Origin of the sequence: Methylocella sp., from assembly GCA_037200525.1 — a bacterium.
Taxonomy (GTDB): domain Bacteria; phylum Pseudomonadota; class Alphaproteobacteria; order Rhizobiales; family Beijerinckiaceae; genus Methylocapsa.
This window is the reverse complement of the sequence record JBBCGG010000001.1, coordinates 807,166-830,087: the sequence shown is the minus strand read 5'-3', so window position 1 is coordinate 830,087 and position 22,922 is coordinate 807,166. Positions and strand designations below refer to the sequence as shown.

At 58.5% G+C, this 22,922-nt stretch carries 23 protein-coding genes; 11 read left to right on the top strand and 12 right to left on the bottom strand.

Going from position 1 to position 22,922, the window contains the following annotated elements; translation table 11 throughout:
• Positions 1 to 233: 233 nt before the first annotated feature.
• Both WDN46_03860 and WDN46_03855 read left to right on the top strand, forming a co-directional pair.
• The gene (locus WDN46_03860; GenBank protein ID MEJ0092582.1) at positions 234 to 491 is read left to right on the top strand and encodes a hypothetical protein; all 258 of its coding nucleotides are present in this window, start codon (positions 234 to 236) and stop codon (positions 489 to 491) included.
• Positions 491 to 2,437, top strand: coding sequence for a hypothetical protein (locus WDN46_03855; GenBank protein ID MEJ0092581.1), 1,947 nt, complete (start codon positions 491 to 493; stop codon positions 2,435 to 2,437). The genes WDN46_03860 and WDN46_03855 overlap by 1 nt, the downstream gene beginning before the upstream one ends.
• Before the next feature lie 101 nt (positions 2,438 to 2,538).
• On the opposite strand, the gene WDN46_03850 is transcribed toward WDN46_03855, so the two are convergent.
• From WDN46_03850 to WDN46_03840, 3 genes are all read right to left on the bottom strand, one after another.
• Positions 2,539 to 2,784 carry a DUF3892 domain-containing protein gene (locus tag WDN46_03850; GenBank protein MEJ0092580.1) on the bottom strand — a complete coding sequence of 82 codons (246 nt, stop codon included), beginning with the start codon at positions 2,782 to 2,784 and terminating at the stop codon, positions 2,539 to 2,541.
• A gap of 1,288 nt (positions 2,785 to 4,072) precedes the next feature.
• Complete coding sequence (locus tag WDN46_03845) at positions 4,073 to 4,285, bottom strand: hypothetical protein (GenBank protein ID MEJ0092579.1); 213 nt, start codon at positions 4,283 to 4,285, stop codon at positions 4,073 to 4,075.
• 463 nt (positions 4,286 to 4,748) lie between these two features.
• Positions 4,749 to 4,973: a helix-turn-helix domain-containing protein gene (locus tag WDN46_03840; GenBank protein MEJ0092578.1), complete on the bottom strand. Its 225-nt coding sequence runs from the start codon at positions 4,971 to 4,973 to the stop codon at positions 4,749 to 4,751.
• A gap of 246 nt (positions 4,974 to 5,219) precedes the next feature.
• Between WDN46_03840 and WDN46_03835 the strand changes: the two genes are divergently transcribed.
• The 6 genes from WDN46_03835 to WDN46_03810 all read left to right on the top strand — a co-directional run bounded on the left by WDN46_03835 (position 5,220) and on the right by WDN46_03810 (position 8,009).
• Complete coding sequence (locus tag WDN46_03835; protein MEJ0092577.1) at positions 5,220 to 5,405, top strand: hypothetical protein; 186 nt, start codon at positions 5,220 to 5,222, stop codon at positions 5,403 to 5,405.
• Between the two features lies 1 nt (position 5,406).
• The gene (locus tag WDN46_03830; protein ID MEJ0092576.1) at positions 5,407 to 5,778 is read left to right on the top strand and encodes a hypothetical protein; all 372 of its coding nucleotides are present in this window, start codon (positions 5,407 to 5,409) and stop codon (positions 5,776 to 5,778) included.
• Positions 5,775 to 6,005 (top strand): hypothetical protein, encoded by a 231-nt coding sequence (locus WDN46_03825; protein MEJ0092575.1) that lies wholly within the window; start codon positions 5,775 to 5,777, stop codon positions 6,003 to 6,005. The genes WDN46_03830 and WDN46_03825 overlap by 4 nt, the downstream gene beginning before the upstream one ends.
• Positions 6,002 to 6,262: a hypothetical protein gene (locus tag WDN46_03820; protein ID MEJ0092574.1), complete on the top strand. Its 261-nt coding sequence runs from the start codon at positions 6,002 to 6,004 to the stop codon at positions 6,260 to 6,262. Before WDN46_03825 ends, WDN46_03820 begins: the two co-directional genes overlap by 4 nt.
• A gap of 356 nt (positions 6,263 to 6,618) precedes the next feature.
• A complete protein-coding gene (locus WDN46_03815) occupies positions 6,619 to 7,335 on the top strand; it encodes a Pr6Pr family membrane protein (GenBank protein MEJ0092573.1) in 717 nt (238 codons plus the stop codon).
• Between the two features lie 296 nt (positions 7,336 to 7,631).
• Positions 7,632 to 8,009, top strand: a complete 378-nt coding sequence (locus tag WDN46_03810; protein MEJ0092572.1) for a hypothetical protein — start codon at positions 7,632 to 7,634, stop codon at positions 8,007 to 8,009.
• Between the two features lie 855 nt (positions 8,010 to 8,864).
• On the opposite strand, the gene WDN46_03805 is transcribed toward WDN46_03810, so the two are convergent.
• Both WDN46_03805 and WDN46_03800 read right to left on the bottom strand, forming a co-directional pair.
• Positions 8,865 to 9,314 carry a hypothetical protein gene (locus WDN46_03805; protein MEJ0092571.1) on the bottom strand — a complete coding sequence of 150 codons (450 nt, stop codon included), beginning with the start codon at positions 9,312 to 9,314 and terminating at the stop codon, positions 8,865 to 8,867.
• A 186-nt stretch (positions 9,315 to 9,500) separates the two neighbouring features.
• Positions 9,501 to 9,920, bottom strand: coding sequence for a phospholipase D-like domain-containing protein (locus WDN46_03800; protein MEJ0092570.1), 420 nt, complete (start codon positions 9,918 to 9,920; stop codon positions 9,501 to 9,503).
• Positions 9,921 to 10,094: 174 nt separating this feature from the next.
• Between WDN46_03800 and WDN46_03795 the strand changes: the two genes are divergently transcribed.
• Entirely contained in the window at positions 10,095 to 10,616 is a 522-nt protein-coding gene (locus WDN46_03795; protein ID MEJ0092569.1) for a hypothetical protein, read from the top strand.
• 121 nt (positions 10,617 to 10,737) lie between these two features.
• On the opposite strand, the gene WDN46_03790 is transcribed toward WDN46_03795, so the two are convergent.
• The 7 genes from WDN46_03790 to guaB form a co-directional block, all read right to left on the bottom strand.
• A complete protein-coding gene (locus WDN46_03790) occupies positions 10,738 to 11,619 on the bottom strand; it encodes a sterol desaturase family protein (protein ID MEJ0092568.1) in 882 nt (293 codons plus the stop codon).
• 271 nt (positions 11,620 to 11,890) lie between these two features.
• On the bottom strand, positions 11,891 to 12,268 hold the full coding sequence (locus WDN46_03785) for a DUF779 domain-containing protein (GenBank protein ID MEJ0092567.1): 378 nt from the start codon (positions 12,266 to 12,268) through the stop codon (positions 11,891 to 11,893).
• A 61-nt stretch (positions 12,269 to 12,329) separates the two neighbouring features.
• On the bottom strand, positions 12,330 to 13,850 hold the full coding sequence (adh, locus tag WDN46_03780) for an aldehyde dehydrogenase (GenBank protein ID MEJ0092566.1): 1,521 nt from the start codon (positions 13,848 to 13,850) through the stop codon (positions 12,330 to 12,332).
• A 369-nt stretch (positions 13,851 to 14,219) separates the two neighbouring features.
• Entirely contained in the window at positions 14,220 to 14,708 is a 489-nt protein-coding gene (locus WDN46_03775; protein ID MEJ0092565.1) for a Spy/CpxP family protein refolding chaperone, read from the bottom strand.
• Positions 14,709 to 15,325: 617 nt separating this feature from the next.
• Complete coding sequence (locus WDN46_03770; GenBank protein ID MEJ0092564.1) at positions 15,326 to 17,488, bottom strand: malate synthase G; 2,163 nt, start codon at positions 17,486 to 17,488, stop codon at positions 15,326 to 15,328.
• A gap of 271 nt (positions 17,489 to 17,759) precedes the next feature.
• Positions 17,760 to 19,052, bottom strand: a complete 1,293-nt coding sequence (locus tag WDN46_03765) for an RsmB/NOP family class I SAM-dependent RNA methyltransferase (protein MEJ0092563.1) — start codon at positions 19,050 to 19,052, stop codon at positions 17,760 to 17,762.
• A gap of 146 nt (positions 19,053 to 19,198) precedes the next feature.
• Positions 19,199 to 20,689, bottom strand: coding sequence for an IMP dehydrogenase (gene guaB / locus WDN46_03760; GenBank protein ID MEJ0092562.1), 1,491 nt, complete (start codon positions 20,687 to 20,689; stop codon positions 19,199 to 19,201).
• Positions 20,690 to 20,911: 222 nt separating this feature from the next.
• On the opposite strand from guaB, the gene WDN46_03755 reads away from it, so the two are divergent.
• Positions 20,912 to 21,406: an SRPBCC family protein gene (locus WDN46_03755; GenBank protein ID MEJ0092561.1), complete on the top strand. Its 495-nt coding sequence runs from the start codon at positions 20,912 to 20,914 to the stop codon at positions 21,404 to 21,406.
• Positions 21,407 to 21,499: 93 nt separating this feature from the next.
• The gene (locus WDN46_03750; GenBank protein MEJ0092560.1) at positions 21,500 to 22,921 is read left to right on the top strand and encodes an MFS transporter; all 1,422 of its coding nucleotides are present in this window, start codon (positions 21,500 to 21,502) and stop codon (positions 22,919 to 22,921) included.
• The last annotated feature ends 1 nt before the right edge of the window (position 22,922 follow it).

Below are 22,922 nucleotides of genomic sequence, written 5' to 3'. Positions count from 1 at the left end.
GTCGCCGGCGAGTGGTTTCAGAGAAGCGCTGCTCGTCGGCGGCGCCAATTCAGTTCCGGCCCGGATGATAACCGGGCACACCACGCGGAAGCCGGCGTGCGGATAGATAGGCTAGCCGAGGCCGTTCCTACTCCGATTGGGACCGCGGGTCGGCGACAGAGGCCGCCGGTTAGGCTCCATACTTGGGGCCCCGGCGGCCCGTTCTATTCGCCCACAAGGCCAAGGAGACCGGAATGAACGATCTCGAAAAGGACGTGTCGCGACTAGCGGATTCACTGTTCGCCATGGCCCCGGTCAGACCGACGCGTCGTGACGAAATAATGATGGTTTTCGAGCAGTTCATACCGAATCTGACGAAGGTTGCCTTTGCGCCTGCGCCGTTGCCCCTTGAGCTTCGCAAGGCATTTTCTGGGTCAATGGAAGACATGGCCCGGCGAGCATTCATCAAGCGGCTCAACGCCCTGGAAGCGAAAAATAAGGACGCAAAATAATGAGTTCGGAAGTTTTAAAAGAATTTCTGGTCGCCATTAAGTACGACGTCGACGAAGCGTCGATCCGCAAATTCACGCAGGGGGTCGAAAGCGCGGCAGCTCGCCTCAGCGTCTTTGCTGCGGGCATTGTCGGTACCTTCGCTCTCGTCACCAAAGCGGTCGAGAGCTCGGCTGAATCGTTCGAGAAGCTCTTTTACGCGAGTCAGCGCACGGGAGCGAGCGCGGCTAACCTGAAAGCCCTCGCTTTCATCGCCTCCCAGTTCGGCTCATCCGCCGATGAGGCGTCGGCTGCAGTTGAAAACCTATCAAAAAGGCTCCGCGATACAGGGGGTGAGAATGGCGGCCTCGCCAAGCAGATGCGCAATATTGGCGTCAACATGTCGGGGGACAATGTCCAACGGCTTGAGTCCTTTATGGACCGTGTTGCGAAGATGCCTGTTGCGCAAAGGAATGCGTGGCTAGAGGCATACGGGTTCACTGAAAAGCTGTTTTATGCGCTGGAGAATCCTGCAGCCCGAAAGGCCTTTGACGATTATCTTAAGCGCACCAGACAAGCCGGCCTCGACGCCGATGGAGCGGCCAAGGGTTCGACGCGATTCATGCAGTCCTTGCGTGATCTCAGATCGATTATCGATAACCTTTGGGATAGCGCCGCTGCATCGCTTTTCGAAAAGTACGGCGATGTCCTGAAGCGGTTTGGCGATTATCTGATTGATCACCAGGCGCAGATAAAGGACGCAATCGTCAAGATCGCCGGAGCCGTCGTGAATCTCGCCGAGGAAGTCGGAAAGATTCTGCCGAGCATAGACTCCTTCGTCAGCAAGATTGGCGGATGGAACGTAGCGGTTAATCTCTTGGCCGGCGCACTCCTCCTCAAACTCATTCCGGGCCTTTCCCGCGTGTCGGCCCTCTTGCTTGAGCTCACGGCGGTTCGTATGCCGATCTGGCTGCTTGGACTGCTCGGCGTCTCCGGCGGCGCAGCGGCAGCGGTCGGCGTTGGCGTGGCTGCTGGTGTCGGTGGCTACATTGCTGGCGGCGATGACCCAGCCGATGCTGGCGACGGCAGCCTGTGGGGCAAGATTAGGGGCGTCGGCCGACGTATTGGGCGCGGCGTGAAGAACGTGCTCGGCTTGGGCGGCGACAAGACATCTGACGCCAGCACAGACGGCGGCGGTTCCGGAGCCAGTCACGGCGATGTCGAGGCGTATATTCGTCGCGCTGCTATTGCTCGCGGCATTGATCCCGATGTCGCAGTGAGAGTTGCGAACAGCGAAGGGCTCAGGGGCTACACGACGACAGGTCGCGATCCTGGCGGAGACTCGGGGACGTCCTTTGGCCCGTTCCAGTTGCACTACAAGAACAACATCCCCGGCCTGTCGAACCCTGGACTCGGGGACGCCTTTACGAAAGCGACTGGTCTGAACGCCCGCGACCGAAGCACCTGGCGTCAACAGGTCGACTTCGCCCTGGACGAGGCCGCAAAAGGTAGCTGGGGGCCGTGGCATGGCGCGGCCAATACTGGCATCGGCGCGCGACAGGGGCTGGCCGGCGCGCGTCCCATTGGCGTCAATATGACGAACCCGACGGCAGTAGCGAACAATGGCGCGCTTCCTCCCGGCGTTCCGAAAGCGGGGACTGGCTATCGCGCGATTCCTGGACTGGAGAATTGGGGGATCGGCGGCGCACAGGCTGCTGAGGGTAAAAACCCCTTTGGCGGACTAGACGTCGGTGGATTGCGTGACAAGTTCAAGACGGGAGGCCTCGGCGTTTCCGCTGCCAGCAATGCATGGCACAACACCACTAATAACAGTTACTCGCCGAGTCAGAACGTCACCATTCACGTCGATGGCGCGGCTAGCCCAACTGACACCGCGCAGGCAATTGGTGGAAACCTCAGAAAATCTGGCAGCGATCTAGTCCGCAATATGAGCCCGGAGGCGCAATGACGCCACCGAGCTCCTCGATCTTCGGATCTCTGCGCTGGGATACTTTCTATGATCCGGCCACTTTGACGACCAACGTCAGCCTCACGGACATTCGTCAAGCGCTAGAAGATTGTCATTCCATTCATTGTCGGCGTATGTCGTACATATTTGCCGTTCGGACCATTGATTACGCCAACGTTAGCTCTCTTTCCCTTGACCAAGGTATAAAATGTGTCTGACTTGGAGTCGATTAGGGCTATTACCTGCGAGCGGGGCAATTTGGAATTGCCGACACCCAAATGGGTTATGCCTTCGTGGGTGTCGTTGCGAGGCTGTTTGTTTATACACGTCACTTGTCTGTCTGCCATGATTGAAATTCCTTATAAGTAATATCGAGACAACAGCGGGCGCGACGGCAAGAGTCAATGTTCCGCTCAAGTCGCAGACGGAATCTCACAACAATCTTTGAAAGAGGGAGCGTTTCACGGTTGGCGCTATGGAGAAGCGCCGATCTGTCGAGGATAAATGAAATCTTTGCCGCGCAGACCCTAGCCCGGCAGACCGGGCGAAGCATTACCGCTCGGCGCAAGGATATCTACGAGGAGGTGTACCCAGAAACGAAACGCGGGGGGGACAGAAAATCAAACCGACAAGTTGGCGGTTTGAACCAGGGCGCGTTTGCCGCCGCGACGGCGGCTGCCACGGCAAGAGACCGGTCGCGCCTTGGTGATTGGTGTTCAACTCAACACCTAACCCGCCGGGAAACTGCCTTTACTTCGGTTGCGGAGGCGCGCACAATTCTGAAGCAATTTTCATTTATTTCGAGTGATTTCAATGCATAAGCCTAAGATGATTTCATCGGCAGCCGCGCTGACGCTGTGCTTGATGCCAACCTTCGTTGCATCCACAAGGGCTGCCGAGACGTGCGTGCAAAAATCAGTTCAGCCGATGAGTTTGGCTGACTTTGGTTGGGTTCGTGGAGTCCCGAGCTTATCTGGTAATGGCCTCTGGAAGTTAAGCCAAGGGTCGACCGTTCAATGGTGCGGCCTCATCCGGACTGACTTTCGCGGAATCACGTGGGCTTGGGTTAGTTTTAAATCGGTTCAAGAGCCTTGGGACCAAAAGGGCTGGATGAGCTCGCGCATTCTGTCTCCGTACAATTCGGTGCAGAGCACACCTGCACCCGCAGCACCGGTTGCCTCAGTCCCCATCCAGAACGGACGCTCCGCCTATGTCCCGCCAGCGGGTTACACGCTTCCACTTACAGAGACACCCGCATCTACCGAAGACAGGTCAGAGCTTGGACGCCCGCAAGATATCCCGGCGGAGGAGTTCAGGGAAATCCGCAGTAACTGCGCAACCAAGTGGAGTGACCAGGACTATGCCTACACGATGAGGGCAGATTGCGAGAAAACCGAATTCGACGCGATTCGCAAAATGCGAAGCAGCAACCGCTGACCTCTAAGAGCGTCAGACAAGTGACTTAACGCCCGGCAACCGTCGCAATTAGTGATTTGACAGTTGTAACATTCCGCCTAGAAATTGCCACATTATATAACGGCCAAATTTGCAGTAGTGGGGGGCGGTGGCCGAGCGTACGGCGGTCATCCCCTCCACCCGTCGTCTTGACGGAAACCTCGCGGCGCCGCGAGGCCCTTAGGGCCGTTCGAACGGTATGCCGGTCGCTTCGAGGTACTCAGTGAACCGTTTATCGAAGAGTTTTCTGATCTCCCGATTGGTGTTGGGATCGGGGATAAACATCTGATGATCTTCTCTAATTGGATCATCAGGCGGCATCTGCGCTTTCCACGCCTGATACGCTTCGTCCACCCGACCAGTCAGATCGGCATCAAATCTGACCCATTGCATCTGTTATCTCCTGACGACCTTCAACAGGGGGACTCGATCATCGTCGCGTCCAGCCTCCAGGGACGCCTCCTTGGCTTCTTCGGATAGGGCGGCGGCCTTTGGGACGCCCTGACCAATCCTTGACTATCTCTTGCGATCTTCGGGCGATTTCCCTATGGGAGCCGTCCGCTGGCAAGTCCAGAGTAAGTTCGACTCGTGCGATTATGTCATAGAGCGCCAAATAGGTATCGCCGCCTTCAATCCGTCGAAACAGTTCATATGCCCATTCATCCAGGACCGCTTGATGCTGTGGGGCCGTTAGATTCCAAACGTCCCTCATCACCACGACAATTCTGTCAGTGAGCTCGGCGCTCTTTTTCATCGTCGTGACCGCCAGCAGAGAGATTAGCGGTTCTTATGGCGTGGATTACTTCTCGTCCAGCAGATCCCTGAACTTTAGAATCTTTCGCAACTACAATAGCTTTCACTTCCGCAGCCTCACGCCAGGCCCTCCGCCGTTCTCGGCGATGAATTCGACGCCGGCAGCCTCAAGGGCCGCTCGAATGGCAGCAAGATTGTTGTCGATTGGCGTTGAACGTCCCGCCTCGAAGTTTCGAACGGTGCTCAACCCCACCCCCGCAGCAGCGGCCAGGTCAGCTTGGGACAGTTCAACAAGACCGCGGCCAGCGCGCGATTGGGCAGGAGTCATATGACCTCTCATAACGAATATCGTTCTCTATAACGTTTTTCGTTTGACAGGTCCACAAATAACGAATTAGCATCACCATAACGCAAATCGTTATAGCGCTAGGAGCAACCACGATGCCAAACAGCACAGTTCCGGCAGCCGATAGCGGCTTGCCAAATCTCAATCACGGAACGAAAGACCAGAAGCCATCGATGGCCGAACCCGCCCAGCTCGCGCGTCAATGGCCGGATTACATCGACGCTGAGCTTGCCATCGACCGCACCCAATACGCTCATGCTCATCGGAGGGCTTGCGGCGCGGAGCCTCGAAACCGCTTTCGGCGGCGAGCGGGAGGCGATGGAAGAGCTGTTTACGATGGCGCTGGACCAAATCACGACAGTTAAGACGTGGTTCCACGAGTTCATCACCGAAGCCAAGCGGGAGGGGCTATGACATGACGAGGAACCTCGAGGCGTCATTCAAACTCATCGGCTTTATTGAAGAGCACAGAAAGGCCCGCCTCTCGATCAATGAGGCAGAGGAGCGCCAGAAGGCCATCGAAAATACCCGCGGATATATGTCGGACTCCCAAAGCCGCGCCCTCTATGACGAGGCAACCAAAGCCTTCAATGATGGGGTCAGCGGCTATGACAGTGCCCTCAAGTCTATTTGCGAGCATCGGTGCGCGGAGCCCGAGGACGAGCTCATGAGGCTCAGATACCTGGCCGAAGCCGCTGCCGCCTACGGCTGGCCGGATTCAGGAGTCGACACCGACCTTTTTAAACCTTTGCTCGACGGCGTCCGCGAAGGGGAGGGCCTAAAATGACGAAAAATACCGTGCCGTCAAAAACCGAGTTGCACGAGTATGACTTATCTGACGCCACCGTTGACGTGACCAACCTTCGCAATCTGTTGGGAACAATCAATGATTTGGTGGCGGAGATGGATCTCGGCAGCGGTGCTAACCGAAATCACGCACTTGCGCGTGTTAATTCGCTTCTGAGAGTGGCGGAGGATTTCGCCGATCATATCCGCGAGAGGGCCGAAGCATGACCAAATCACTTAACCGGAAGTCAGAAGAGCCGATGATCGATCAAATCGACGCCGGTCTGGATCTGCTGAATACCGCCTTTCTTGCCTTGATGGCGGATCGCGGATTTCTTGATGACGACGCGATCAGCTCTGTCGCGGCGACTCTGCAGCACGCAATGAACCGTCTCGGGCCGATTCGGGAGAAAATCAATGACGAGCACGGACGGGACACGCTTGAGTATATTAGGCAAATTCAGGAAGAGAGAGTCGAAACATGACCCAGCCGCTTCACCGCACGTTATGGGCGCGCATTCGGATTCGGGTCGTCACGGGCTTATTGGCTCTGGCCTCTCGGATCACCGATGACCTCGAAAGGACGGCCAGCTGGCGCTAATTTCGGCGGATACGGACGGCACCCCCGCCAGCGCTAAGAGACGCGGCGGGCAACCAGACAGAAGCTACCCCCGTATAGTATGTACGCTATAACGTTACCGACGTCTTAAGATTTCGCTGGTTAGAAATAAAACTGCATTCTGAGTGGTTTACGAGGGAAACATTAAGGTGGTTGGCCGGTGCCTTTAACCGTTGAGTCGCCGATCAATCGTGAAGAGTTCAGAGATCTGATGAAGATCGCATGGGTGCTTCACGGAGGTCAGCTTTACGCTCATGGGAGACACCCGTAATAACGCTTTCGTCCACGCTTCACCGGATTTACGCAGGCGCCCTTGCCGTCATCGCGTGGCTGGGTCTTGGCGCTCAAGTCGCTCAGAGCACCGAGGACGCTTTGTCGGAACATGCTTCGATAGCGACGCAGCTTGTCGATCAGTTCAGTCGTTTCTCGATCCAAACCACTACGCTCGTGGCGCTGGTCGCGACCATCGCGTTTATACGGCCTCGGACCAAGTCTTTGCTGTTGAGGCCAAGCGTGCAAGCGGCGCTGGTCGTTTATGTCGCCGTCGTCGGCGTAGTTTTTGAGGTGCTGCTTCGGTCCGACGCACCAGGCCTGCAACTCGTCGACCGGGTTTTCCACGGGGTGATTCCGATTCTCTACCTGGTATATTGGTTGATATTCGCGCCCAAAGGGAATCTGTCGATGCTCGATCCCGCGCTGTGGCTAATTTATCCGCTTCTCTTTTTTGCCTATACGATGGTCCGCGGTGAGATCTTCGGCGTTTATCTTCGGCGCATCCAAGAAATCATCAAACACGGATATGGGGAATTTTTTACCGATGCGCTCGCTTTCTTTGCGGCGTTTCTCGCAATCGGTTTTATCCTCGTTGCGATCGATCAAGCATTTGGGGAATGGCAAAGCCGCCGTCGAAGCGAGCAGGGCCAAGTCCCCGAATCCTGAAAAAAGATCGATCAAATTTTTGGGATGTGAGACATAGCGGCCGTCTGAAAGTCCGATTGTCATACGAACGACATGCGTTTCCCCGTACAACTTGGCCTCTGGTTGTTCGGGCGGCGTAGCCAACCCTTTGATTTTCCCCACACTCAGCTGAAGCTCCGCGAGACTGGGTCGGCTCAGCGGATCAGAGTTGGGGCGGTGTCGCCGAACGAATCAACTGCTTAACGCGAAAAAGTGCGCCTTCCTGCGGCCCTGGCCCAGGGCTTGCATTTAACCCGCAGCACGATTTGTCACATTGTATGACAATTGCGCTGGCCCTTGGCGCTGCGGAAGGCGGTAACTGGCTTGTGGAGGCCAAAATGAAGACATGGATTATAGGCCTAAGGATCGCCTCGATATTCCTTTACGGCCTTAGCGTTGTTACGGCGCTATTTTCCTTTGAACTGTGCTTGAAGGGGAATTATTCGCTTCCAGCGTTAGATCGGATTTGGATCGCTAGTGGCGTTATATCTCTGCTCTTGGCTTTCCATGTCGAAAACGTGGAACAGAGAATCGCTGGCAACGGCCAGGACGAACAGCCTGTTGAATCGAAAACTGCATTATTCGCTAAATTCATAGCCCGTCGCGTCAGAAGTAGTTCAGATGCAATCTACCCCAACGCCACCCCTGCGGAATAAATGCAGTCGCGCTGTGCTCAAAAATAGCCTGGCGCTAAGCCAGGCTATTAGTTGGGGAAACGAGGAGGAATCCGAAAAGCCGCGACGGCGATTCCCGGCCGAGGCGCCTCGAGACAGAAGCAAGAACCGAGCCATATTTAAGATGGCGGCGCGTTATATCGAAAGGACGGGCAACTAGCTCTAAATTGAACTAGCGCTGTTCTGGCGAGTCGGCAGCTAAGGTGACACGAATCGCCGACCGCCTTGGACTCAACTCGAGAAAAACGAATGCGCGATAAGGACGGCAAATGACATCCCAGGAATGCGCATCCCATCAAATTCCATTTCTGCTCTTGTCGTAGAAGTTGCGCCTGAGTTTTCGCAAGATTCCGTACGGCCGAACTCGCGGTCTCCGGACCCAAATATTTAGAGATTGCATGTATTTGATTGATTGCTTGCCTTAGGCCTAGGCTATCAATGGGTGCCTTTGCCAATGCAAAAGCACCTAAAAGACCGAGTACGGCTGAAGTTGTTTCCGCATATCTTCCATACGTGATCGCGCCAATAGATTCGAGCATGTGCTGGCGAACCTAATACGCGACTGCGGCCGCTCGACGACTTTCGATCTCTAGACTTTTCGCTTCGGAATCGCAGTAGTAGGCGTACGCCGCAATTTGTTCCAAGGAAGGCGCGTCGCCCGGTCTCCCACTTTCAAGTTGAGCTATTCTCGGCTGGCTGACGCCTAACAGATCCGCCATCCTGGCCTGCGAAAGCTGCTTCTCCTCTCGCATTTCACGAAGTTTTTTGGCTACGTCGCGAATGAATTGGAGCTGAGACTTAGCGACGGTGACCGCTGGATTGCTCTTCGCGAGACGGTCAAGGTTGTTCATGTTCTTTGCCTTCTTTTATCCTAATTGCCATTTCACCTAGAAACTCGTTTCGCGCGCCGCAGGTTTCATGCGAGCACACGCCTTCGTTTTTCCTGATGCAGGTCCTAAATGCGCAAACTCCCGGCGCAAAATACTTCCATCCTATAAACGTCAAGTCTCTGGTTTGAACTCGTCCATTGCCCCGAACTTTCAGGGCCGCTATCATGCTAGACTCCACGCAGAAAAATATCTCGTTTGACCCCGCGCTCGACCAATCATTTTTTATGGTCGAAAAACCATCGCAAACCCAGTTATCAATAGAGGCCACAATAGCCACCGCACCCAAAAGGGGAGATGAAGTTCTTGGCGAGGCAGATAGTTCGGCCACTAAAGCGTCCATCTCCACATATGTATTAAATAACGTCGAGCCGATTGCTCCACTCAGAAAAAATAGCATTTTTGAACTCAGGAGTTATAAGGTGGGACTTATAATTTGTCAATTCGCCGCATTCAACGTGGGAATATTTGTCTCCTTCAGACAGAATGCGCTAACCGATAGGCTGCCGCAATAAGGTATCATCCGCCTGAACATCGGCGGTACAAACGGCACCAAGCGTCACGCAAGGACCCCACCCTCCTATTATCACCCCCACGTTACCCTTTTGGTCTGCGGCGAAAATTCTCCCCCTGTATCGATCTGATAGGTTTTGAGGTGCATCAACGGCGCTCCTGCGCGCTTCAGCCCGATTTCGATCGAGGGATCGGAAATCAGCTCGAGAAAGGGCGCGGCCGGCTCGCGCTCGCCGATGCGGCCATAGTCGAGATAGAGGCGAACCTTGACGCCGCGCCGCGCCGCGCGGCTCAGCGCCTGCATGACCGGCCAATCGGTCAGGACATAGGCGGCCATGTCGATGCTCGCTTTGGCCTGATCGATCAGCGCGACGTCAATATTCTCAAGGTTTTCCATTGGGGCATAGTGAACGATCGGCGCTTGATCGGAGGCCGTCGCCGCCAGCGCGACGAGAACAAGTCCGACGCCGAGAGAACCGTGAAATCCGGCCATGCATGCCTTTCACTCTGCAATTTCCGTTTCTCGGTGCCAGATTCGCCTGTCCCCACGCTGACGCGCGAAGTTTTGGCTTAAAGCGAGGGAGGCTCAGTGCGCTTGCTAACGCCGGAACGGCGCCGCAAGGTCGATTTGACCTAATGGGTCGTAACCTCAGAGGAGTGAGACGAAATGGGTCGAAGCCTTCGGCATGAACGTCAATTGCTGAACGTGGACGAAGTCGCGCTGGTCGCAGCCTCTCACCATCCAGCGCTCGGCGACTTGTCCGATAAGGAACTCGCTGAACTGCGGAAACTCGTTCGCGAACGCCGTGAACGCGCTCGCCAAATCGCCGCGCGCCAGCGGCGGGAGATGCGCGGCAAAGCGGAGCCGCGGGGGGCGCGCCCGGTCAGCGACGATACGGGATCGCGCGGCAAGCGCGACGTGCTCGCCGCAGCCGTGCAGAGGCTGAACAAAGAGGCTGCTCGCCGCGAGGCCAAAGCGGCGCGGGATGCGCTGAAAGATAGCGCCGTGCGGGCGCTCGAACTCCGCCGCGCGCGCGAGGCGAAGGCGAAGCGCCCCGCCTCAGGGCGCACGCCGGGCGAGGGCATGAAGGCGAAAGCCAAAACGCCGCGCGCGCCGCGCAACCCCGCCAAGGCCGGAGAGATCAGCAGCCGCACGAAGAGCGTGCAGGCCAAGCGCGACGCGAGATAGTTGCTGGCGCGGCGATTCCGACTAACGACCCTGTCGGATGGGGCAGCGCGCAGAGGCATGATCGCTTCAGGTTGAAACGATCATGCCCTCTCTAATTTCAAAGCATTCGGCGAGATTGAGGCTACGGCGCCCGGCCTGGCGGGCCCCAGACGCGGTCCCAGCCTTCGCGCCAGCTGCGCGCGCGAAATACATCCTTGGCCAACTCCCGAAGCTCCTCATAGGCGACGACGAACGGGTTGGCGGGCTTTGAGCGCGCTGGAATCATGCCATAGACGACCGGGATGTCCGCGCGCTCGGCCTGATAGGTTCCAAATAAATGATCCCACGCCAGCAGCACGCCGCCGAAGTTCTTGTCGATATATTGCGCGTTGCTGGCATGGTGCACGCGGTGCGCCGAGGGCGTGTTGATCACCCATTCCAACCAGCCGACGCGGGGCGCCAACTCGGTATGGATGAAGAACTGGTAGACAAGACTCGCCGACGCCATTCCGAACACCCATTGCGGCGGAAAGCCGAGCCAGACCAGCGGCAGGTAGAACAGGAATACGCCAGAGAGCAGCGGCGTCCAGGCGAGGCGGACGGCGGCGGTGAGCACCATGCGCTCGACGCTATGATGCACGCTGTGAGAGGCCCACATCAGCCGCACCCGGTGCGAGCAGCGGTGCTCCCAGTAGAAGGCGAAGTCGGTCAACAGGAATAAAGCGACCAGAGCCCCCATGTTGTGAAACGAAACGTCGATCGTAAAGATGCGGAAATGGTAGACCGTGACGGCGATGACCCCGAGGATCAGCCCGTTGGCCGCCGCCTGGGCGATGGTGTGGCCAAGCGCAATAGCCACGGAAACGAGGCTGCCTTTCCACGGATAGCGGCCGCCGCGCGCTTTGATAACCAGCATCTCGGCGAGGACGGCAAAGAGAATGACGGGAAGAAACGCCGCGACCACGTGGTTCGGCGCTCCATCGGCCAACTGCCGAAGCTGCGCGAAACTGAGATTGAGCTCCACGGCGACCCGCCTCTCTTGTTACATCGCTCGATCGAGGCCTCGCCTTGGTTAATCGCAAAGCGATGAACCGCTGGAGATTGGGAGGCGCCGCGTCGTGATGATTCGGGACTGAAATTGCGGAACTTGACGCCAAAGATTTCAAATAAATTCAGGGTATGAATTTATCGCTTATATCGTATTTATCCGAGTATTGGCCCTGATCCCAAATTCCATAAAATACTTGTCCCGCTGTCTTCAACACGGGAGGCCCGACTACGTTGCGCGCCGGGCATTACTCCGCGGCGATAGGCTTCGCCGCGTCGAGCTCTGCGAGTTCAGCTTCGTTGAACACATGGCCGCGCGTCAAAAACCGCACGCCGTCAGGAGCTTCGAGCGAAAAGCCGGAGCCGCGGCCTTTGACGACATCGATGATAAGTTGCGTGTGCGACCAGAGTTTGAACTGCGCCGCGTCGATGTAGACGGGGCAGCCCCCGATCTCTCCGAGCAGAACGTCGCTCGGTCCCGTTCGGAATTCCGCGAATGGGAAACACATCGGCGAGCTGCCGTCGCAGCAGCCGCCCGATTGATGAAACAGGAGAGCGCCGTTCTTCTCTTTGAGGCGGCCGATCAGCTCTAGCGCCTGCTCTGTCGCAATGACCCGCTCGACCATGCCGCGCGCTCCCGTTTCAGAAGGTATGGAGCATGATCGCGATGATCATGCTCCGGATGTCTTAAAAGAACCCGAGGGCTTTGTTGCTGTAGCTGACGAGCATGTTCTTAGTTTGCTGATAGTGATCGAGCATCATCTTATGGTTCTCGCGGCCGATGCCTGATTTCTTGTAGCCGCCGAACGCCGCATGAGCCGGATAGAGGTGGTAACAATTGGTCCAGACCCGTCCGGCCTGGATGGCGCGGCCCATGCGATAGGCCCGCGTGCCGTTGCGGGTCCAGACCCCCGCCCCGAGCCCGTAAAGCGTGTCATTGGCGATCGCCAAGGCTTCTTCATCGTCCTTGAAGGCCGTCACCGACAGCACCGGTCCAAAAATCTCTTCCTGGAATACCCGCATCTTGTTGTGGCCTTCGAGAATCGTCGGCTCGACATAAAAGCCTTTGGCGAGTTCGCCGCCGAGATTCGCCCGACCGCCGCCGGTCAAAACCTTGGCGCCTTCCTGCCGGCCGATGTCGAGATAAGAGAGTATCTTCTCGAGCTGGTCATTGGAGGCCTGCGCCCCGACCATTGTCGATGGGTCCAGCGGATTGCCTTGCTTGATGGTTTTGACCCGCGCCACGGCGCGCTCCATGAAGCGATCATAGATGCTCTCCTGCACCAGCGCGCGGGACGGACATGTGCACACCTCGCCCTGGTTCAGCGCGAACATGGAGAAGCCTTCAAGCGCCTTGTCGAAATAATCATCATCCGCGTCGGCGACGTCGGCGAAGAAGATGTTCGGCGATTTGCCGCCGAGCTCCAAGGTCACCGGAATGATGTTCTCCGAGGCGTATTGCATGATGAGGCGGCCCGTCGTCGTCTCGCCGGTGAAGGCGACCTTGGCGATCCGCTTGTTTTGCGCCAGCGGCTTGCCGCATTCGACGCCAAAGCCATTGATGACGTTGAGGACGCCGGGCGGCAGGAGATCGCCGATGACGTCCATCAGCACCATAATGCTCATGGGGGTTTGCTCGGCCGGCTTCAGCACGATGCAATTGCCGGCGGCGAGCGCCGGGGCGAGCTTCCACACCGCCACCAGCAGCGGGAAATTCCACGGGATGATCTGCGCCACGACGCCGAGAGGCTCATGGAAATGATAGGCGATGGTGTCGTGGTCTATCTCGCTGATGCCGCCTTCCTGAGCGCGCAGGGCGCCGGCGAAATAACGGAAATGATCGACCGCCAGCGGGAGATCCGCTGCCTTGGTCTCGCGGATGGGCTTGCCGTTGTCGACCGTCTCGACCATCGCCAGCACGTCGAGCTTCTGCTCGATCCGGTCGGCGATGCGCAACAACACAAGCGAGCGCTCGGCCGGCGACGTGCGGCCCCAGGCCTCGCGCGCGGCGTGGGCGGCGTCGAGGGCCAGTTCCACGTCTTCCGCGGTCGAGCGGGCGATGGTGCAGACGACATTGCCGTCAATCGGCGAAATATTCTCAAAGGTCTGGCCTTTGACGGCTGGGACCCACTTGCCGCCGATGTAGTTGTCGTAATGTGGACGGATCGCGATCTGACCCGCAAGATCCGCCAATAGCTTCTCAACCATGTCATTCCTCCCTGTCGCGGCTGCTTGGCCGATGTCTTTGTCGGGCACCTTACCATATCTATTGCGCCCTGGAGGAATGAGATAGATGATTTACGCGCAGCCCGCCAAAGCCTTTTTGCGCCTGTGATTTCGAGCGGCTTCTGCTAGCGCTCGCTCGCTGCGGGCTTTCGAGGCAAGCGGAGCCCGCCGCGCGGGGCTGAAGCCCTTCATGCGCTCGGTTGGCGGACCATTGATAATCAAAACGGGGCGATGAATGGGATTGGAAGAGTCTTACATTTCGAAACTTTGCCGGGCTTTGCTCGCGCTCGATGCGATCCGCCTGAGCGGATCGCTTGTTTTCATGAGGACTGCGTCATCGCTAACTGCAGCTCAACCGCGATTGTGCTGCCACTTGCCATGTTCGTTGTGGCCCATGCGGAGCAGAACGGCGAAACGTTGCTTCTGCGCATCATCAAGGCTCTTGTAAAGAGGCTCTGCGGCGGCGACGAGCGTCTTGATTTCTGCGGAGCGGGTGGCAAGATTGTCCGCCCTGAAGCTAAGACGCGCCAGCGCATCGGGGCGCTCGCTCTCATTTTTGCGTTTTTCACGCCAAACGGCAAAGCGGGCGAGGCGCGCATTGGCGGCGTCGCGAAGGGTCGCCTCTACCGGCGCCCAGTTCTTTTCCTGCTCCGCCGTCAGTCGAAGACCGGCTCTCAGCGCGGCGATTTTTGCGTCCTGGAAGGCCGAAAAGTTCTCGGCCGAGAAGCGGTGATGTTCAGCGCGGCCGTTTTCCTCGCTGGGAGCGGCATAGGCTCCGGCGGAAAAGCATTGAGCCGCCAGCAATGCTGATGTAGCGGCGATAGCGAAGATTTTCTTCATGGGTGAACCTCGACGGATCGACTAAGCGAAGACTAAAACAAGACGGAGGATGGCGCAGCCCTTGAAATGGGCAAATTAAATCTTCGTGAGAGGCCGATTCAATCAATTTGGCGCGTTCTTATGGTTAAGCCCGCAACGAAAGATTGCGGCGGCGCAGCGCAATTTGGTCTTTCGTGCAACAAAGCAATAAGATCAATGCGCGTTCATTCCAGCGGACACTTTGGCCCAATTGACACATTGATGTCGTCGAAACATTGCAATGGCCGACAAAGAGCAGCGGAGACTGGATCGACACCTCGACGGGTTTGAAGGAAAGCTGCCCAGCCCTTTCGGGCGATGGGTTTCCTGGCTTCGAAAACCGTCCGCGCGCGGGGTCCGCATTCCAGTCGGGGTTTTCTTCATTCTCGGCGGCATCTTCAGCGTCCTTCCGGTGCTGGGACTTTGGATGCTGCCGCTCGGCATTCTCCTGCTCGCCATAGACATTCCCGCGCTCCGGCGGCCGACCGGACGCGCGCTCGTTTGGGGAAGACGCCGATGGTCCAAATGGCGAAGGCCGCGACCTCCCCCTGGGTAAGTCGCGCGCGCCGCCGCGGAGTCCCGTCGCCGAAGGAATTTCCTCAGACCGTCGCCGCCTTGGCCTCTCGTCGCCTCGCGGTCAGGATTGCTTCGGTATAGCCGTTCGGCTGTTCGCGCCCCTGGAAGATCAGATCCACCGCCGCGTTAAAGGCTGGGCCGTCGAATTTCGGCGCCATGGGACGATAGAGCGGATCCTGCGCATTCTGCCGGTCGACCACCAGCGCCATGTTCTTCAAGGTCGCCATGACCTGCTCTTTCGTCGCGACGCCCTGATGCATCCAGTTGGCGATATGCTGGCTTGAAATACGCAAGGTCGCACGATCCTCCATCAGTCCGACATCATGAATGTCCGGCACTTTGGAGCAGCCGATCCCCTGATCGATCCAGCGCACGACATAGCCCAAGATGCCCTGGCAATTATTGTCGAGCTCCTGCTGAACGTCGTCGGGCGCCCAATTGGTCTTGGCGACCGGAATGGTGAGAATATCGGTCAAACGCGCAGGCGCGCGCTTGCGCAGAGCGACCTGGCGGGCGGCGACGTCGACCTTATGATAATGCAGCGCGTGCAAGGTCGCGGCCGTCGGCGAGGGAACCCAGGCCGTATTTGCGCCGGCCATCGGATGAGCGATTTTCAGCCTTATCATGTCAGCCATCATATCGGGTGCCGCCCACATGCCTTTGCCGATCTGCGCGCGTCCGGGCAGACCGCAGGCGAGGCCAACATCGACGTTGTTGTCCTCATAGGCCGCGATCCATGGCGTGCCCTTGATTTCGTCCTTGCGGATGATCGGGCCAGCCTCCATCGCGGTGTGGATTTCGTCCCCGGTGCGATCGAGAAAGCCGGTGTTGATGAAAAAGACGCGATCGGCGGCGGCTTGAATGCAGGCCTTGAGGTTGACGGTGGTGCGCCGCTCTTCGTCCATGACGCCCATTTTCAACGTATTCCGCTGCAGCCGGAGCATGTCTTCGACGCCGTCGAAAAGTTCATTGGCCAGCGCCACCTCGGCCGGTCCGTGCATCTTCGGCTTGACGATATAGACCGAACCGCTGCGGCTATTGTGAAGCGGCCCGGCGCTCTTCAGGTCATGAATGGCGATCAGGGCGGTCACGGCGGCGTCGACAATGGTCTCGGGAACCGGCCGCCCGGCTTCGTCAATAACGGCGTCGGTATACATATGATGCCCGACATTGCGCACCAGCAGCAGACTGCGCCCATGCAAAGTCATCGGGGCGCCATCTCGATCGATATAGGTGCGATCGGGCGCAAGCCGCCGTTCGATCAGCAAGCCATTCTTTTCGAGAGAGGCCGTCAGGTTCCCCTTCATCAGTCCAAGCCAATTGCGGTAGACCGCTGCCTTGTCCTGCGCATCGACCGCCGCAACGCTATCCTCGAGATCGACAATTGCGCTTAGCGCGGCCTCGAGAACGACATCGGCGAGTCCGGCCCTGTTTTCAGCGCCGACAAGAGTGTTGGGGTCGATCTCAAGCTCGATGTGCAATCCGTTCTGGCGCAAGAGCACTACGAACGAGGCGGACCCTGTCTTTCTCCAACCGGAGAAGCGGCCGGGGTGACGCAAACGCGTCTCCAGCCCATTGTCGAGATCGACGACAAGTTCGCCATTGGCGACTTTATAGCTGAGGACATTCTTGTGGCTGCCCTTGGCGAGCGGCGCCACCTCGTCGAGAAAAGCGCGCGCGAATTCAACGACCCGGCCGCCGCGCACTTTATTGTACCCTTTGCCGCGCTCCGCTCCGTCGGTTTCGGGGATTGCGTCGGTTCCGTAAAGCGCATCATAGAGACTGCCCCAGCGCGCGTTGGCGGCGTTGAGGACAAAGCGCGCATTCGAGGCCGGAACGACGAGCTGCGGACCCGAGACCCTCGCGACCTCCAGCGTATTTTCGGTTCGGATCGTGAAATCGGCCGGCTCCGGCGCAAGATAGCCGATCTCGTGCAGGAAGGCCTGATAATCGGCCATGTCGAATGGCTGTGCGGCGCGCTCGCGGTGATAGCGATCGATCTTGTCCTGCAATTCGTCGCGAAACTGAAGCTGTTCGCGAATGCGCGGAGCGAACGTTCTGATCAACCCCGAGAGCCCGGTCCAAAATTGGTCAGCCTCGATGCCCGTTCCAGGCAAGACTTCGTCAACGATAAAGTCCCGCAGCACATTCGCAACGCCGATGTTTCCGATCTGCGCGTAAGCCATCTACTTCCCGTCCATTTTCGTTTGATCATCGCCCGCTTGGCGCCGCCCCGTCAGCGCTTCATGTCATTAGTTTTGACGCGGGCCCCATAGCGAAGTCCGAACTTTTCGGGGATCAACTCAGATTGAAGCCTATCCCTCCAATACGGAAAGAAGGCAAAGACCGCGCCAGCTTACGTGGCGATGGGCGCTACTGTTCGCATGCGAAATGATCCTTTTGGTTTAGATCAAGGTTGCTTCGCGTTGAAGCCCGTTTTGTAGTGCGGATGTTTCCTTATCTGCGCGCGAGCATGGCGACGAAAAAGCCATCTGTCTGGCTCGTCAGGGGCGACAGCCGCAGACCTGGGCCGAAGCGCGATGCAAAGCCGGCGAGTTGAGGCAAATCCGCCCGTTCCGTCATCTCCTGCGCCGGGGCGCTGGCAAAATCGGGATGGCTGGCAAGAAAGGCCGCGACCCTTTCTTCGTTCTCCTCGCGCAGCAGCGAACAGGTCACGTAGAGAATCCGGCCCTGCGGCTTCACGAACCGCGCGGCGTCCGCCAGCGCCTGATCCTGATCGGAGATGCGTTGCTCGAGCGCCCCCGGCCGCATCCGCCATTTGGCGTCGGGGTTGCGCCGCCAGGCGCCTGTCCCGGTGCAAGGCGCATCAATGAGAACAAGATCGAAGCGCCCTTCGAGATCGGCGAGACTATCGCTGTTCCGGCGCTTTGGCCGGACCTGGACATTTCGCGCGCCGGCGCGCTCCAGCCGCGCATAGATCGGCATCAATCGCCGTCCATCGCTGTCGCTGGCGTAAATCTGCCCCTTGTTCTGCATCAAAGCGCTCAGAGCGAGGGTTTTGCCGCCCGCTCCCGCACAAAGATCCAGAACCTGTTCGCCGGGTTTTACGCCAGCCAGTTGGGCTGCGAGTTGCGAGCCCTCATCCTGAATTTCGACTTTGCCCTTGACGTAATCCGGCTCGGCGGCGAGAGCCGGGCCGCGTCCTTCCGCCGTCAAAGGCAGACGCAGGCCAAAGGGCGAGAGCGGCGTCGGCTCGGCGCCGACGTGAGCGAGGCTCGCCAAGGCCTTGTCCCGGGTGATTTTAAGCGTATTGACCCGCAGATCGACCGGCGCTCTCGTGGCCAACGCCGACGCTTCCGCCACCACAGCCTCGCCGAAGACGGCGATGAAAGAGGGCTCGAGCCATGCAGGAAAATCGCCCGCAACATGGATCGGAGCTCCAGAGAGATCGCCGGTCGCAAGGCGTTCAAACTCCAACGCATCGAGAGACGGCGGCGCGTGGCCCTCGCCCGAACATAGCGCCGATATTGCATCGGCGCTTAGGCCGCGCATCTGGCGCAGGGCGCCAAGAATTATCGCGCGAGGCGTCTCAGATCCCATGATGTAGGCGGAGGACGCGCGTTTGCGCAAGGCGTCAAAGACCAGCGAATTAATCGCGGAGCGATCCTTGGAGCCTGCGAAACGATGCCCCAGACCCCAATCCTTCAATGCGTCAGGCGCGGGCCTATGGCGCGCTTCGACATCTTCTAAAACTTCGATCGCCGCGGCGACTCGCGCGCCGGGGATCATAGCGCGCCCAGGGCGGGCGAGAAGAGAATGCGGAGCGCGAAAATCAGCGCAGCCTGAACAAATATGGGAAGAAGAATCGATTGAATGGACACGCGGCCTCTATTCACAAACAGGGAAATTCGACGGACGAAGGCGCATAACCGCGTTCAAGCGCTTGTCGGATAATTCGGGCTTTCTCTCGTGATCGCCACGTCGTGCACGTGACTCTCGCGCAGGCTCGCCGACGAAATGCGCACAAATTGCGCCCTCGATTGGAACGTCTGAATGTCGGGCGCGCCCACGTAACCCATGGCGGCGCGCAAACCGCCAGCCAGTTGATGCACGATCGCCCCCACAGGACCGCGATAAGGCACCTGTCCTTCGACGCCTTCCGGCACGAGCTTCAGATGATCCTTGATGTCTTGCTGGAAATAGCGATCGGCGGAGCCGCGCGACATCGCTCCGACGGAGCCCATGCCCCGATAGGATTTGAACGAACGGCCCTGGTAGAGATAGACCTCGCCGGGACTTTCATCAGTGCCGGCAAAGAGCGAGCCGATCATGACGCTATCGGCCCCGGCGGCGATCGCTTTGGCGAGATCGCCGGAATATTTTATGCCGCCGTCTGCAATGACCGGAACATTGGCCTCGCGCGCGGCTTCCGCGCTATCGAGGATCGCAGTGAGCTGCGGTACGCCGACGCCGGCGACGATCCGCGTCGTGCAGATGGAGCCGGGACCGATGCCAACCTTGATTGCATCCGCGCCGGCGTCAATCAGCGCCCTCGTTCCATCGGCCGTCGCCACATTGCCGGCGATAATCGAGACCTTGTTCGAGACGCGCTTTATCCGCGAGACCTGATCGAGCACGGCTTGCGAATGGCCATGCGCCGTATCGATGACGACGCAATCGACGCCGGCGTCGATCAGGATCAGCGCGCGCTCATATCCCTTATCGCCGACGGTCGACGCGGCGGCGACCCGCAGGCGTCCCTCGCCATCCTTAGAGGCGAGCGGATGCAAGGTTGCTTTGTCCATGTCCTTGACGGTGACGAGACCGACGCAGCGGAAATCCTCATCGACGACAATCAGTTTCTCGAGCCGATGCTGATGCAGCAGCCGGCGCGCCTCGTCCTGACTGACCCCTTCGCGGACGGTAATCAGGTTTTTGGTCATCAATTGCGACACCGGCTCCAGCGGGTTGTCGGCAAAGCGGACGTCGCGATTGGTCAAAATGCCGCAAAGCCGCGCCGGCTTGCCGCCGGGACCGCGTTCGACCACCGGGATTCCGGAAATTTCATGGCGGCGCATCAGCGCCAAGGCGTCGGCCAAGGTTTCATCGGGGAAAATCGTGATGGGATTGACCACCATCCCGCTCTCATAGCGCTTAACCTTGCGCACTTCCTCGGCCTGCTCAGCCGGTTCGAGATTGCGATGGATCACGCCGATGCCGCCGGCCTGGGCCAAAGCGATTGCGAGCTTCGCCTCGGTCACAGTGTCCATCGCCGAGGATATCACTGGAATGTTCAGGCTGATCGTCGAGGTGAATCGCGTCTTGAGATCAACGCCGCTCGGCATGACATTGGAATGGCCCGGCAAGAGCAGCACATCGTCAAAGGTAAAGGCTTCGCTGAACGAGGGTCGCGTGATAAGGGCCAATTGCCAACTCCAAAATTGCCTCTGCGGCAGCGCCGCGAAAGTTCCTGCGGGAGCGATTCTTCTCAAGATTCGCATCGACCAAGAGTTGCGGGCGGCTCTTAGCACGCCCAGCGCCAAGCGCAAAGGCGACCTCTGCGCAATGCGAAGCTTGACCGCAATCAAAAGGAAACTCCGGCGCGCCTTCTCGCGTTTCCGGCTCGGTTCAATAAGATATGGGGTCACATGCCCGGTTTTTCAGCGCAGATAAGCATAAATGCCCCGGCCCGGCGGGTCTTCGATTTTGTGTCAAAAATCGAAAATCTGCCGCGTTACCTGCCAACGGTTGAAAAAGTCGGCCGCGTCGACGACGATCACGTTTATTTGCAAGGCGCGCTGCGGGGCGTCCCCTATGCGTTCGCGGGCGCATTCAGCGTCGACGAAGACGCGCTGCAAATTTCCTGGGGATCGAACGAATCGAATAATTATCACGGTGAGTTTCAGGCGTTCGACACGGACGAAGGTTCCGAACTCGCCTGCCGGATCGAGTTCGACCCTAATTTCGAGTCTATGCGGCGCCTCGCTGGGGCGGATGGAGTTGGCGAGGCTTTCATCGAGGCGAAACTCAACGCGGTGCTGCAAAACATAAAGACAGAGATCGAAAGCTCTCCGCAGGACGGCGCGACGGACGAGGCCGATTTGGCTAACGGAAAAAAAGCCGACTATAAGCTGCCGTTGTAACGGTTCGGCCACCCGAAGCCGGGCCTTCGGGTGGCCGATGATCCGGCCGCGGTCGGCGCGGAGGGAAATCGGCGCGTCAGGGAAGCAGCTTTGTTGCCTCGGTACGTCGTCACCGCCCTTATCGTCGCCTGCGCCCTGTTCATGGAGACGCTCGACGCGACCGTCATAGCGACATCCTTGCCGGCGATCGCGGCCGATCTGCACGAAGATCCGATCGCGCTGAAGCTCGCGCTGACCTCCTACCTTGTTTCGCTTGCGGTCTTCATCCCTGCCAGCGGTTGGGTGGCAGACCGCTTTGGCGCCCGGCTGATTTTCCGGAGCGCCATCCTGGTGTTCACCCTGGCGTCAATCGGCTGCGGCTTCGCCGCCACATTGCCGGAACTCGTCGCCGGGCGGCTGATTCAGGGTCTTGGCGGCGCAATGATGGTGCCGGTCGGACGCCTCTTGCTCCTGCGCTCCGTGGAGCGCGCCGACCTTGTGCGGGCGCTATCCTATTTGACCGTTCCGGCGCTGCTTGGACCCGTCGCCGGCCCGCTGCTCGGCGGCTTCATAACGACTTATTTTCATTGGCGCTGGATTTTCTGGATCAACGCGCCGATCGGCATCCTCGGCATAGTCCTCGCGACGATTTTCATCGAAGACATCAAGGAAGACAGACCCGGACCGCTCGATTCGGTCGGCTTTGCGCTTTCCGGCGTCGGGCTCGCTTCGCTGCTGTTTGGGCTCGCCGCGGCCGGAGCGGGCCTTGCTCCCGTTAAGGTGACGGTCGGGTTGCTTTGCCTTGGAGCGCTGGCCGTGACCGCCTATGTCTTTCACGCCCGCCGCACGCAATTTCCGATCCTCGACCTTCGTTTGCTCTCCTTGCGGACATTTGGCGCCAGCATTGCGGGAGGCTCGCTGTTTCGCATAGGGATCGGATCGCTCCCCTTCCTGCTTCCATTGATGATGCAGATGGCCTTCGGCATGACCCCGTTCCAATCGGGCTCGGTCACCTTCGTCGCCTCAGCCGGCGCGATTTTGATGAAAACAACCGCGACGCCAATTCTGCGCCGCTTTGGGTTTCGACGCGTGCTGGTTTTCGACGGAATTCTGAGCGCCGTCCTTCTGTGCAGCTATGGTTTTTTTACGCCGGCGACCCCGAGCCTCCTCATGATGGGCATTCTTCTCATGGGCGGATTCGTTAATTCGCTGCAATTCACAGGAATCAACGCGATTGCCTATGCCGAAATCGACAATGCGGACATGAGCCGCGCCGTCAGCTTCGCCTCGGTCGCGCAGCAATTGTCGCTCAGCCTCGGCATTGCAGCGGGGGCCGCGGCGTTGCAGGTGTGGGCTCACCTCAACCCCGGCTCAAATATTTTCGCATTCCAGAGTTTCAGATGGGCCTTTGTCGCTATGGGCCTCATATCCCTCAGTTCGGTCGCGATTTTTTTACGGCTGCCGGCGGATGCGGGAGCGGAATTGACCGCCCGCCAGGAAGCGCGCGCCGCAGCCGCAAAGCCAAGCGCCCATTGAG